At 71.8% G+C, this 11,367-nt stretch carries 13 protein-coding genes, 1 tRNA gene and 2 pseudogenes; 5 read left to right on the top strand and 11 right to left on the bottom strand.

Features of this window, described 5'->3' with window-relative positions; translation table 11 throughout:
* Nucleotides 1–15 precede the first annotated feature (15 nt).
* On the top strand, nucleotides 16–660 hold the full coding sequence (locus CP967_RS20185) for a MerR family transcriptional regulator (protein ID WP_150491958.1): 645 nt from the start codon (nucleotides 16–18) through the stop codon (nucleotides 658–660).
* A gap of 40 nt (nucleotides 661–700) precedes the next feature.
* Here CP967_RS20185 and CP967_RS20180 read toward each other — a convergent pair.
* A pseudogene (locus tag CP967_RS20180) lies at nucleotides 701–838 on the bottom strand (exodeoxyribonuclease III); the annotation flags it as partial.
* A 254-nt stretch (nucleotides 839–1,092) separates the two neighbouring features.
* Between CP967_RS20180 and CP967_RS20175 the strand changes: the two are divergent.
* Nucleotides 1,093–1,620 carry an SMI1/KNR4 family protein gene (locus CP967_RS20175; RefSeq protein ID WP_150489309.1) on the top strand — a complete coding sequence of 176 codons (528 nt, stop codon included), beginning with the start codon at nucleotides 1,093–1,095 and terminating at the stop codon, nucleotides 1,618–1,620.
* Nucleotides 1,621–1,690: 70 nt separating this feature from the next.
* Here the strand turns inward: CP967_RS20175 and CP967_RS20170 are convergent, their stop codons facing one another.
* Both CP967_RS20170 and CP967_RS20165 read right to left on the bottom strand, forming a co-directional pair.
* Nucleotides 1,691–2,161 carry an NUDIX domain-containing protein gene (locus CP967_RS20170; protein WP_150489308.1) on the bottom strand — a complete coding sequence of 157 codons (471 nt, stop codon included), beginning with the start codon at nucleotides 2,159–2,161 and terminating at the stop codon, nucleotides 1,691–1,693.
* 5 nt (nucleotides 2,162–2,166) lie between these two features.
* On the bottom strand, nucleotides 2,167–2,907 hold the full coding sequence (locus CP967_RS20165) for a helix-turn-helix domain-containing protein (protein ID WP_150489307.1): 741 nt from the start codon (nucleotides 2,905–2,907) through the stop codon (nucleotides 2,167–2,169).
* Nucleotides 2,908–3,024: 117 nt separating this feature from the next.
* Here CP967_RS20165 and CP967_RS20160 point away from each other — a divergent pair, with 117 nt between their 5' ends.
* A complete protein-coding gene (locus CP967_RS20160; protein ID WP_150489306.1) occupies nucleotides 3,025–3,219 on the top strand; it encodes a hypothetical protein in 195 nt (64 codons plus the stop codon).
* Nucleotides 3,220–3,486: 267 nt separating this feature from the next.
* Here the strand turns inward: CP967_RS20160 and CP967_RS20155 are convergent, their stop codons facing one another.
* Nucleotides 3,487–4,302 carry an exodeoxyribonuclease III gene (locus CP967_RS20155; RefSeq protein ID WP_150489305.1) on the bottom strand — a complete coding sequence of 272 codons (816 nt, stop codon included), beginning with the start codon at nucleotides 4,300–4,302 and terminating at the stop codon, nucleotides 3,487–3,489.
* A gap of 49 nt (nucleotides 4,303–4,351) precedes the next feature.
* On the opposite strand from CP967_RS20155, the gene CP967_RS20150 reads away from it, so the two are divergent.
* Both CP967_RS20150 and CP967_RS20145 read left to right on the top strand, forming a co-directional pair.
* On the top strand, nucleotides 4,352–4,840 hold the full coding sequence (locus CP967_RS20150; protein WP_150489304.1) for a GNAT family N-acetyltransferase: 489 nt from the start codon (nucleotides 4,352–4,354) through the stop codon (nucleotides 4,838–4,840).
* A gap of 39 nt (nucleotides 4,841–4,879) precedes the next feature.
* Entirely contained in the window at nucleotides 4,880–5,509 is a 630-nt protein-coding gene (locus CP967_RS20145) for a DUF1963 domain-containing protein (RefSeq protein ID WP_150489303.1), read from the top strand.
* A 175-nt stretch (nucleotides 5,510–5,684) separates the two neighbouring features.
* Here the strand turns inward: CP967_RS20145 and CP967_RS20140 are convergent.
* From CP967_RS20140 to galU, 7 genes and pseudogenes are all read right to left on the bottom strand, one after another.
* A tRNA-Ala gene (locus CP967_RS20140) sits at nucleotides 5,685–5,758 on the bottom strand.
* Between the two features lie 87 nt (nucleotides 5,759–5,845).
* Nucleotides 5,846–6,931: a divisome protein SepX/GlpR gene (gene sepX, locus CP967_RS20135; RefSeq protein ID WP_444545661.1), complete on the bottom strand. Its 1,086-nt coding sequence runs from the start codon at nucleotides 6,929–6,931 to the stop codon at nucleotides 5,846–5,848.
* Nucleotides 6,932–7,093: 162 nt separating this feature from the next.
* Nucleotides 7,094–7,753, bottom strand: coding sequence for a GNAT family N-acetyltransferase (locus CP967_RS20130; RefSeq protein WP_150489301.1), 660 nt, complete (start codon nucleotides 7,751–7,753; stop codon nucleotides 7,094–7,096).
* 170 nt (nucleotides 7,754–7,923) lie between these two features.
* Nucleotides 7,924–8,451 (bottom strand): annotated as a pseudogene (locus CP967_RS20125) (MogA/MoaB family molybdenum cofactor biosynthesis protein); the annotation flags it as partial.
* A gap of 23 nt (nucleotides 8,452–8,474) precedes the next feature.
* Complete coding sequence (moaC, locus tag CP967_RS20120; protein ID WP_150489300.1) at nucleotides 8,475–8,975, bottom strand: cyclic pyranopterin monophosphate synthase MoaC; 501 nt, start codon at nucleotides 8,973–8,975, stop codon at nucleotides 8,475–8,477.
* A 122-nt stretch (nucleotides 8,976–9,097) separates the two neighbouring features.
* Nucleotides 9,098–10,435 carry a molybdotransferase-like divisome protein Glp gene (gene glp / locus CP967_RS20115; RefSeq protein WP_150489299.1) on the bottom strand — a complete coding sequence of 446 codons (1,338 nt, stop codon included), beginning with the start codon at nucleotides 10,433–10,435 and terminating at the stop codon, nucleotides 9,098–9,100.
* 4 nt (nucleotides 10,436–10,439) lie between these two features.
* Nucleotides 10,440–11,342 (bottom strand): UTP--glucose-1-phosphate uridylyltransferase GalU, encoded by a 903-nt coding sequence (gene galU / locus CP967_RS20110; protein ID WP_150489298.1) that lies wholly within the window; start codon nucleotides 11,340–11,342, stop codon nucleotides 10,440–10,442.
* Nucleotides 11,343–11,367: the final 25 nt, after the last annotated feature.

Genomic DNA, 11,367 nt, shown 5'->3' with positions numbered 1-11,367 from the left:
CACCGCGAGTACCGCATGGAGGAACTGGCCGAGGAGGCCGGGATCACCGTGCGCACCCTGCGCTTCTACCGTGAGCGCGGACTGATCCGGCCACCGCGCCGCGAGGGCCGGATCGCCTGGTACGACGACCACCACCTGGCCCGGCTGCGCACCATCGCCGGCCTGCTGGAACGCGGCCACACCCTCAACGGGATCGCCGACCTGGCCACCACCCTGGACAGCGGGCGCGACCTGGCCGAGGTGCTGGGCCTGGGCGAACCGACCGAGGAGACCCCGGTACGCCTCACCCCCGAGCAGCTCGCCGACTACTTCAAGGACGACGTCACCCCGGACAACCTGGCCACCGCCATGGAACTGGGCTACGTCGCCACCGACGGCGACGAGATCGTCCACATCAGCCGCCGCCTGCTGGAGGTCTCCTCGGAGCTCGTACGGCAGGGAGTGCCGCTCGCCGCCGTGCTCGACTCGGGCCGCGAGGTCCGCCGCCACGCGGAGGACCTCGCCGCCCTCTTCGTGGGCATCCTGCGCACCCACACCGCACACGCCACCGAGGACCAGCTCCGCACCCTCTCCCGGGCGGTGGTCGACGCGGAGCTGTCGATGGCCCTGGACCGGCGGCTACGGGAGAAGGAGGACCCGCGGACCGACGGGACCGCGTAGGACCGCGGGAAGCACCGCCCCTCTCCTCCCCGCTCCCCCGCTACTTCTCCCCGTACGTCACCGTCACCGGCGCGTGGTCGCTCCACCGCTCGCCGTGCGTGGCCGCCCGTTCCACCCACGCCTTGACCGCACGGCCGGCGAGGCCCGCGGTCGCCACCTGGTAGACGATGTGCCAGCCGGGACCCGAAAGGACACCGGCGCGCTCCTGCTCGGTGCTCCGCACCGTGCCTCCTGCAGGGGCCGCATGTACCGGGTCCCCGCACACGGCTACTCGGTCCGCGTATGCCGGGCCCGCACCAAGGGACTTCCGTGTGAGGCTCCGGCAGCCGTCAAGACCGGCTGGGTGCCATCGGGGTGTTCTTGCGGGATGCCCCCTTGAAGGGACCTCGGCTGTTTGTCATCGGTGTCTGACCGCACCGTTAGCGTGTGCGGATGATGCCTGATGACGACCGGCGGTTCCCCGCCGCGCTTGCCGCCGCCTTGGCCGCTCCGTTCGACTACGCGGGTGGTGATGGGGTCGACTTCGAGCCCTTCACCGCCTTCCTGCCCGCCGAGGAGACCACTGAGTGGTTCCGGGCGTGGACCGGAAACGGCGAACTGCGCGGGGACGACTTCCGCGTGTTCGGCCAGGACGGCTCAGGTGGGTACGCGGCCTTCTGGCTGGTCCGGCCAGGGCTGCTCCTCGCCGATCAGCCTGTCGTCTTCCTCGGATCCGAAGGGGAGACCGGAGTTGTCGCACGTGATCTGGGAGGCTTCCTCTGGCTACTGGCCGACGGCTTCGGCCCATGGGAGGCGGTTACCTCGTACGAGCCGGATCGGACTCCGCGCCCGAACAGCGAGCTGGCGGCCGTCGCAGAGCGGTTCGCGCCCGACCAGCGTCAGCCGGCAGCCACCGTGATCGAACAGGCCGCAGCGGAGTTCCCTGACTTCGACGACATCATCATGGACCTCTGTCGCTGAGATGGCAGGTCGAAACGGGGCGGCGGTGTGGCCGCCGGTGAGGCTTCCTCCTGTCGGGCGGTTCGTGGCCCTACCCCAGATACGGGGTGGCGCGGTGCTCCAGGAAGTGCCGGATGCGCAGCCGTTGCGTGTGGTGCATGGGAAGCGAGCCGAGTTCTTCGGGCGCCACGAAGCGGAGCTCCGTGCTCTCGTCGGAGATGGCCAGGGCGCCGCCGACGACCCGGGCGGTGAAGCAGACGTTGAACTGCCGACGCACTTCTCCGTCGCTGTAGGCGATGACATGGCGGGGGTCGGTGTACGTGCCGACGAGTCCCGTGATCTCGACGTCCAGACCGGTCTCCTCCTTGACTTCTCGCACGGCCGTGCCGGGCAGGGAATCGTCCATGTCCATGGCTCCGCCCGGCAGCGCCCACAAGTCGTTGTCCCGGCGCCGCTGGAGAAGTACGCGGCCGTACCCGTCGGTGACGACGGCAGAGGCTGCCACGACCAGGCTGTTCGGCCGGGGGGCGTTCGGATCGTCGTAGTACTCGGTGCGGGCCACGATGCTCAGCCTTCCACGGGGTGGGCCATTTCCCATACGGCGTCGAAGCTCCCCGCGTAGGTGTCGAACATGCCCCCGTCGCCGTGGCGCCGGAGGTGCCACACAGGCGCGCCGTAGGCGTTGACGCCCCACACGTGTGCGTTGAGCAGCATCTGATCGTCGGCGCGGTACAGGCTGTTGTAGAGGGTCGTTCCGTGGGTGCGCAGCTCGATTCCCGGTACGTCCGTGAGGGGTCGGTAGTGCAGGAGCGCGAGTCGGCAGCGGGATTCGATGCCGTGGCCGAACTTCTCTTCCCGTCCGCGCTGCTGGACGTTGGGGTCGTCGGCGTCACCCACCGCGATGCGGACCGCGCATCCGTCGTCGGCCCGTTGGTGCAGGAGGTCGTTGAGGCGGGGGTACGCCTCGTGTAGGAAGACGGCCGCGTACACCAGCACGTCGATTCGCTGCCGTGCCTGGGAGAAGAGATCGACGAAGACCGACACGGGAAGATCCGCCCGTTGTCCGTACAAGGCGACGAGTTCGGGGCTCACGGCGCGTGCGGCACGCGCCTGCCGGAGTGCCGGCCACAGGGCATGCACGTCTTCTCCAAGCGCTTCCGCTGCCGCCAGTGCAGTTGCCCGGCGCGGAGTGCGCCCGAGGTTGACCCACCGTTCCACGGACTTGGGGTCGACGCCCGTGACGTCGGCCAGAGCGGCGTGCGTCCAACCGCCGGCCTCCATGACGGCTCGAAGTCGCTCGTTCTGCATACTTGCGCCCCCTGGACTCCCGGACATCCTGAGGGACGTTCTACACGCGACGGGACGTCCCGAAGTGGGGAACGTACGAGGTTCCCCCGTCCTGACGACCGGCGCGACGATCGCGCCATGAGTGAGCCCACGCGCTACAGCACCCCGCCGATCGAACTGCCGCTGGACCTGGAGCGGGAGCCGGACCCCGCCGAAGGGTGCGCGGGTTGCACTGAGCTCGCCGCAGTACGGGGCCGGGCTCGCGTCGTGGGCGACTGGACGACCGTCAGCGACTGCAACGTCTACTTGCGGCGCCACCCCGGGGGGCATTGACGGTCGCCTCGGCGGACATCGGGCAGCGCGTGGGAGACCGCGGGACGGGTCGGCATCCTGCGGGACGTGATCCTGGACCACGAGGACCCCGCCCAGCTCCCGAGCGAGCACCAGAAGTGCCCTACGGCGTTCTTAGGCCCCGCGGGCGGGGCCGTGAGTGCCTGGCCTCGCCAGAAGGCATGAACCGCGCTCAGCGCCGCCTCTCCCTACGGCCCCGTCCGGCGACGGCGAGCAAGACAGCCGGGCGGGGCTTTCCGCAGCCGGTTCCTACACGTCGAACACGGCGGTCACGGGTGCGTGGTCACTCCACCGCTCCGCGTGGCTCGCCGCCCGCTCGACGTACGCCTTCACGCAGCGCCCGGCCAGGCGAGGCGAACTGACGACCAGGTCGATCCGCCACCCCGCGTCGTTGTCGAACGCCCGCCCGCGGTAGGACCACCACGAGTACGGGCCCTCCTCGTCCGGGTGCAGCGCGCGGACCACGTCCACGTACGCCGCCTCGTCGAACACCCTGGTGAGCCAGGCGCGTTCCTCGGGGAGGAAGCCGGAGTTCTTCTTGTTGGCCTTCCAGTTCTTGAGATCGGCCTCCCGGTGCGCGATGTTCCAGTCACCGCAGACGACCACCTCGCGCCCCTCGGCCGCGGCCCGGGTGGCGAGCCCCTTCAGATACGGCAGGAAGACCGCCATGAAGCGCTCCTTCTCCTCCTGCTTCTCCGTACCGGCCTCACCGGAGGGCAGGTACAGGCTCGCGACCGTCACCCCCGGGAGGTCCACCTCCAGGTACCGGCCGGCGGTGTCGAATTCCTCACCCTCCGGTCCCGCGAAGCCGCCGAACCCGACCTGCACACGCTCCGGCGCGCGCCGGCTGTAGACGGACACCCCCGCACGCCCCTTGGCCGCGGCCGGAGCGTGAACGGCGTGCCAGCCTTCGGGTTCCCGCACCTCCTCGGGCAGCTGGCCCGGCTCGGCACGGACCTCCTGGAGGCAGATCACATCGGCCTCGGTCCGCCCCAGCCACTCGACGAACCCCTTCTTCACGGCGGCTCGGAGTCCATTGACATTGGCGGAAGTAACAGTCAGCATCCGGAAACAGTACCTACTTCACCTAGTGCATAGCTGTACCATGACTCGCATGTTTATCCAGTCCCGCCCCTTCGACCATCCCGACGCCGTCAAACTCAACGACCAGGTGCAGCTCGAATACGCCGCACGCTACGGCGACGAGGGTGACCTCACACCGCTCGACCCCACCATGTTCGACCCGCCGCGCGGCCTCTACCTCCTCGCCTACGACGAGCAGGGCGCCCCCCTGGCCACCGGCGGCTGGCGCAGCCAGGACGCGAACCCGGAGGGCTACTCCGACGGCGATGCCGAGATCAAGCGCATGTTCGTCGTCCCCGAGGGCCGCGGCCGGGGCCTCGCCCGCCGCATCCTCGCGGCCCTGGAGGCCGACGCGCTGGCGGCAGGCCGCACCCGCATGGTCCTGGAGACCGGCGACCAGCAGCCGGAGGCCATCGCGCTCTACACCTCCTCCGGTTACGAGGTCTGCGCGAAGTTCGGCTACTACCGCGAGTACGACAGCAGCATCTGCATGGCCAAGCCGCTGGTCCGCCAGGACTGACCGGAGCGGCCCCGGCAGGCCCCGGTCGACCGCGCGCACCTGCCGTCGGCCGCGCTGGACATCGATCTGCCCGAAACGGGGACCCTGCTCTTCTTCTACTCCGACGGTCAACTGGACGACGGTGACGCTCTCGTCCTGGCCGAGGACCGGGAGAGCTGGGCAGGCTCCCGGGTGTTCCACGTGGCGGCCGGCGAGGAGGTGTCGGAGCGCGGGACTCCCGACGGGATCGCCCCCTACCCGGCGGTGCCGCTGACCGCCCGCGTGGAGATGACGGCGGCCGAGCCCTGGCACCCGTCCGTCCGGGACGCCTTCGCTCCGCACGCCCCTCTCGGGAACCGGTACGACCACCCGGTCTGCGCCCAGGAGTTCCTCGACGCACTGGGGGATCTCGGTGACGAGGCGGGGCACCGGATCGGCGGCCACGCCCGCTCGGTGCAGAATCCGGTGGAGATCGAGATCGCGGAGGCGGTCATGGGCGGCGCGGCGTCCTGGGACGACCCGCGGCTCTCCGAGGAGGCAGGCCGCCGGGTCCTTCTGGCCCAGTTCGACAGCGAGGACGCCGCGGACATGATGTGGGGCGACGCCGGGGTCCTGTACTGGCTGATCCGCCCGGAGGACCTGGCCGAGCGATGCTTCGAACGGGCGATGTCCACCTGGCAGTGCGGCTGACAGCACAGCCCCCCGCCCGCCGGGCTCGGCGCATCCCGGACCCATCGGGCGGGAACGCCTTCCCGCTGTGGCCGGTTTGGCGGCTACTCCCCCTGAAACGCCGAGATCCCGCCCGGTCTTGCGACCGGACGGGATCCCGTGACGTTCACGAGAGCTACTCGCGAACTGTCGTCTGTGGACCTGTGGGGATTTGAACCCCAGACCCCCTCGATGCGAACGAGGTGCGCTACCAGACTGCGCCACAGGCCCTTGCGACGTGTGAAACTCTAGCACCCTCACAGGGGTGCTCGGAAATCCGTATCCCGGCAGGTCACCGAGGTGGGGCCGGACCGGGTCTCACTCGTTGGCCGCGCGCGGCCGGTCCTCGCCGTCGTACTGGTCGAAGAGGGGTGTCCGGCCCCGGTCACGGGAGCGCCTGGGCTGGCCGCCGCGCCGGCGCGGAGCGGCGTCCCGCTCCGGGGCGGCGGGGTGCGAGGTGCCCGTACGGGAGGGGTCGGCCGGGCTGGAACGGGCGGCGCTCCATGCCTCCGGGTCACCGGTCTCCGCGCCGCTCGTGGCGCGCGGGGCGACCGGCGCGGTGACATAGGTCGGCAGCGGCACCGGGACCGGCTCCCAGCTGTCGCCCTGGGCCGGGCCCCGTTCGCGCTGCTGGTCCACCCACTCCGCGTGGTCCGTCTGCTCGACCAGCGCGCGGCGGCCCGCCTCCTGCGGGGAGACCGCCTGGGCGGGGACCGGGTGCGGGCGGCCCGCCTCGGGCTCCTCGTCGGCCCCGCCCGGAGCCGGCGCGGCCGGCTGGTGCCCGCGCGGGCGGTTCTCACGAAGCCGCTGGGCCGCGACCTCGGCCCGGCGCCGGTCCATGGCGAAGACGAAGCGGCGGCGTTCCTGCCCGCGCAGATGCACGATGTACGCGCTCAGCAGCACCGCCGGGACGGCGGGCGCCCACAGGAAGCGGAGTCCGCCGACCGCCGCGACCATCGCGCCCAGCGTGAACGCCAGGAACAGGACGGTGGTCGTACGCCGTCGGCGCGCCAGGACCTGGGAGCGCCGGGCGCGCCGCTCACGTTCGGCCTCCCCCTCCGGCGTACGCGTACGGCGCGCGGGCCCCGGGGGTGCCGGCGCCTGCGGACGGGCTTCCGCCTGTGTCACGGGCGCGGAAAAGGCCCGGACGTCGACGGACTCCAGTCGGTCCGTGACGGCGTCCGGGTCCACGTCGCCAGGCGCCTCCCCGGCTTCGCGCTCCCGCAGCTCCTTGGCGTACCGGCGCTCCATGGCCGCCCGTCCGGACAGCAGCCGGATGGCGGTGCTGAAGCGTTCCGTGGGACGGGCCTCATTGAGCTCGTCCTGCCTGCGGAGCCACATCGGCACCAGGTAGGCGGCCCAGGCACCGACGATGACTGCGTAGATGAGGCCGCTGCTGCTCACGTTCACACCGTAGAGGGATTTGCACGGCGGCATCCGCCAATTGGCCCGGTGTGTCGCACGATCCGGCTGTTCTCGGGGACTTTTTTTGTGTTTCTTCGGATCGTCAGCCGATACAAGTCAGCCCATTTGGGACCACCGGGCGATCGAATTCGAACACTTATTTTATTTCTCTGGCGTATCCGGTGTCGGTGGCGCCCCGGGCGTGTGGGGCGCCCCCGCGGTCGGCGGTGTGCCCGGCCGTGCCCTGCGCCAACGCCGGAGGAGGCTGTCGGGCACCTCCTCGGCGGTCAGCGCGAAGACGAGGTGGTCCCGCCACGCGCCGTCGATGTGGAGATAACGCGGACGCAGTCCCTCCGCACGGAATCCGAGTTTCTCCACGACCCTCCGGCTGGGCATGTTCTCCGGCCGGATACACACCTCGACGCGGTGCAGTCCGACCGTACGGAAGCAGTGGTCGACCGCGAGGGCCACCGCGGTCGGTACGACCCCGCGGCCCGCCACGGCCCGGTCGACCCAGTAACCGACGTGGCCGGAGCACATGGAGCCCCAGGTGATGCCGGCGACCGTCAACTGCCCGACCAGGCGCCCCTGGTACTCGATGGCGAAGGGCAGCATCCGGCCCGCCCGCGCCTCGGAGCGCAGGTGCCGGATCATCTGCCGGTAGGTGGGGCGGCGCGCGGCCGGGGCGCCCGGCGCCGGCGGCGGGACCGTCGCCTCCCACGGCCGGAGCCAGTCGCGGTTGCGCCGGTTGACCTCGCGCCAGGCGCTCTGGTCCCGCAGCCTGATCGGGCGGAGCGTGATCTCGCCGTCGGACAGGGTCACCGGCCAGGTCAGGACGTTCAGTTCGGGCTCCCGGGTCGGGCACGGTCACCGGGCACGGAGCGGTCTGCGGACACTGCGGGATCTGCGGACACGGCGGGAGCCCCGGGCGCCGCGGGGCCTCCGGTCCGGTGGGGCTCACCGGGCACCGCGGGGCCGGTTCGGGGGTGCGGTCCGGGGCCGGGGACGTGGTCCCCGCCGCGCATCTGGTCGACGGCGTGCACCAGCAGGCGTCCCAGCACGGCGAGTCCGTCCCGTACGCCGCCGGTGGAGCCCGGCAGGTTCACGACGAGGGTGCCGGCGGCGGTGCCCGCGAGTCCCCGCGACAGAGCGGCCGTGGGCACCTTGTCGCGGCCCTCCGCCCGGATCGCCTCGGCGATGCCCGGGATCTCGCGGTCCAGGACGCGGCGGGTGGCCTCCGGGGTGCGGTCGGTGGGCGAGACGCCCGTACCGCCGGTGGTGACGATCACGTCGTAACCGGCCGTCACCCCGGCTCGCAGGGCCGCCTCCACCGGGTCCCCGTCCGGGACGACCTGCGGGCCGTCGACGGCGAAGCCGAGTTCCCGCAGCCCCTGTGCGACGAGGGGCCCGCCCCGGTCGGGGTAGACGCCGGCCGAGGCCCGGTTGGAGGCGGTCACGACGAGAGCCGCGTACGGCGAGGTGGGCGCGCCGCCGGCCGCGGGCTCCCCGCCGCCCGCCACGGACCCCGCCTCCGACGGGCCGGTCACGCGCCCGCCCCGTCCGGCGCGGGGCGCCGGTAATCGCCGGACTTGCCGCCCGACTTCGCCTCGACGCGGACATCCGTGATCACCGCGCTCTTGTCGACCGCCTTGATCATGTCGATCACGGTGAGCGCCGCGACCGAGACGGCCGTCAGGGCCTCCATCTCGACACCCGTACGGTCGGTCGTCCTCACCGTGGCCCGGATCTCCACCGCGTCGTCGGCGACGTCCAGATCGACCTTCACACCCGAGACGGCCAGCGGATGGCAGAGCGGGATCAGCTCCGGGGTGCGCTTGGCACCCATGATCCCCGCGATCCGCGCGGTGGCCAGCGCGTCACCCTTGGGGACGCCTTCGCCCCGCAGGAGTTCGACGACACGCGGCGACACGAGGACCCGCCCGCTCGCCCGGGCGACCCGCGCCGTGACGTCCTTCTCCGACACGTCGACCATGCGGGCCGCGCCCGCCTCATCGATGTGCGTCAGCCTGTTCTGCGTACTCAACTCACTCCGCCTAGCGGTAGGGCGCCGGTCGCCCCGCGGCCGGCACAGGTGTGCGGACCGGGGGCCCGGGGGCTCCCCCCGGAAGGCACAGCGCCAGATACCGTACCGCCACCGGGCCCGCGTCAGCGGAGGAGGATCACCTCGGCCGGAGTGCCGGGCGCGGCCGAGGTCATGTCCTCGGGCAGCACGATCAGCGCGTCGGCCTGGGCGAGGGCGGCGACCAGATGCGACCCGGGACCGCCGACCGGCGTCACGGTGCCGGCCTCCGCGTCGTACCTCCCGCGCAGGAACTGCCGCTTGCCGGACGGCGAGGAGAGCGGCTCCTGCACGTCCAGCGCGGCCCGGACCCTCGGGCGGTGCACGTCCTCCAGCCCCATCAGGGTCCGGATCGCCGGGCGCACGAAGAGCTCGAAGGAGACGTAGGAGGAGACCGGGTTCCCCGGCAGCGCGAGCAGCGGTGTGTGGTCGGGGCCGATCGTCCCGAAGCCCTGCGGTTTGCCCGGCTGCATCGCCAGTCTGCGGAAGTCGACGCCCCCGGCCGGCCCGTCGTCCCCGTCGCCGGTCTCCTGTGCCGGACGCTCCCCCACCGAGGAAAGGGCCTCCTTGACCACGTCGTACGCGCCGACGCTCACCCCGCCCGTGGTGACCAGGATGTCCGCGCGGATCAGCTGGTCCTCGATCGTGGCGCGCAGCGATTCGGCGTCGTCGGCCACCGCGGGGACACGGTAGGCGATGGCCCCGGCGTCCCGGGCGGCGGCGGTCAGCGCGAAGCTGTTGGAGTCGTAGATCTGCCCGCCGGACAGTTCCTCACCGGGCTGGGCGAGTTCGCTGCCCGTGGACAGGACGACCACCCGGGGGCGGGGCCGCACCTTCACCGAGGGGCGGCCGATCGCCGCGAGCAGCCCGATCTGCGCGGGCCCCAGGACCGTGCCCGCGCGCAGCGCCAGATCGCCGGTCCGTACGTCGCTGCCCTTGGCCCTGACGTGGGCACGCGCCTTCACCGGCCGGTGGACGCGGACCTCGCCGCTCGCCCCTTCCGGCGCGTCGCTGTGCGCGCGCATGGCGGTGGCCGGGCCGCCGCCCGTGCCGCCGTCCGTCCACTCGACCGGGACGACGGCTTCGGCGCCCGCCGGGAGCGGGGCGCCGGTCATGATGCGCGCGGCCTCGCCGGGGGCGACGGAACGGCCGTCCGCCAGCCCGTCGGCGCCCGCGGCGACGTCTCCGACGACCGTGAGGACGGCGGGGAACTCCTCGCTCGCGCCCTCGACGTCGGAGACCCGGACGGCGTACCCGTCCATCGAACTGTTGTCGAAGGGCGGGAGCGAGACCGCCACCATGACGTCCTCGACCAGGACACAGCCCTGGGCCTCGGGCAGTTGCAGCTCGATGGGTTCGAGCGGCCGCACCGCGGCGAGGATGTCGTCCAGGTGTTCGTCCACCGACCAGATCGTGCCGCTCAAGCTGTTACAACTCCTCGCTGACGTAACTGCGCAACCAGGTCCGGAAGTCCGGCCCCAGGTCCTCACGTTCGCACGCCAGTCTGACGATGGCACGGAGATAATCGCCACGGTCGCCGGTGTCGTAGCGGCGCCCCTTGAAGACGACACCGTGCACCGGGCCGCCCGCGTCCTCGTTCTCGGCGAGCATCTGGAGGGCGTCGGTGAGCTGGATCTCGCCGCCGCGGCCCGGCTCGGTCCGGCGCAGTATCCCGAAGATCTCGGGGCCCAGGACGTAACGGCCGATGATGGCGAGGTTGCTGGGCGCCTCCGCGGGGTCGGGCTTCTCCACCAGGCCCGTGACACGGACGACATCGCCGTCGGTGGCCCCGTCGACGGCCGCGCAGCCGTACAGGTGGATCTGCTCCGGCTCGACCTCCATGAGGGCCACGACGCTGCCGCCCTCCCGCTCCTGCACCTCGATCATGCGGGCGAGCAACGGGTCGCGCGGGTCGATCAGGTCGTCACCCAGGAGGACCGCGAAGGGCTGGTCGCCCACGTGCGGTGCGGCGCACAGGACTGCGTGGCCGAGGCCGCGCGGGTCGCCCTGGCGGACGTAGTGCATGGTGGCCAGGTCGCTGGACTCCTGGACCCTGGAGAGCCGTTCGCCGTCCCCCTTGCGCGTCAGCGCCGATTCCAGCTCGTAGTTCCGGTCGAAGTGGTCCTCCAGGGGACGCTTGTTCCGGCCGGTGATCATCAGTACGTCGGAGAGGCCCGCGGCGACCGCTTCTTCCACCACATACTGGATCGCGGGCTTGTCGACGACAGGCAGCATCTCCTTGGGAGTGGCCTTGGTTGCCGGCAGGAACCGGGTGCCGAGACCAGCGGCTGGGATGACAGCCTTGCTGATCCTGGGGCGCGACTGAGTCATGCGCAGAACTGTAACCGCTGCGTAT

The organism is Streptomyces nitrosporeus (genome assembly GCF_008704555.1).
Lineage (GTDB): Bacteria > Actinomycetota > Actinomycetes > Streptomycetales > Streptomycetaceae > Streptomyces > Streptomyces nitrosporeus.
This window is presented reverse-complemented; position numbering and strand designations above follow the sequence as displayed.

Bases quoted from the DNA above. Each gene is read 5' to 3' on its own strand.
- CP967_RS20160 (WP_150489306.1), top strand. From the start codon at position 3,025: ATGAGTGAGCCCACGCGCTACAGCACCCCGCCGATCGAACTGCCGCTG.
- galU (WP_150489298.1), bottom strand. From the start codon at position 11,342: ATGACTCAGTCGCGCCCCAGGATCAGCAAGGCTGTCATCCCAGCCGCT.
- CP967_RS20165 (WP_150489307.1), bottom strand. From the start codon at position 2,907: ATGCAGAACGAGCGACTTCGAGCCGTCATGGAGGCCGGCGGTTGGACG.
- CP967_RS20175 (WP_150489309.1), top strand. From the start codon at position 1,093: ATGATGCCTGATGACGACCGGCGGTTCCCCGCCGCGCTTGCCGCCGCC.
- CP967_RS20185 (WP_150491958.1), top strand. From the start codon at position 16: ATGGAGGAACTGGCCGAGGAGGCCGGGATCACCGTGCGCACCCTGCGC.
- CP967_RS20155 (WP_150489305.1), bottom strand. From the start codon at position 4,302: ATGCTGACTGTTACTTCCGCCAATGTCAATGGACTCCGAGCCGCCGTG.
- CP967_RS20150 (WP_150489304.1), top strand. From the start codon at position 4,352: ATGTTTATCCAGTCCCGCCCCTTCGACCATCCCGACGCCGTCAAACTC.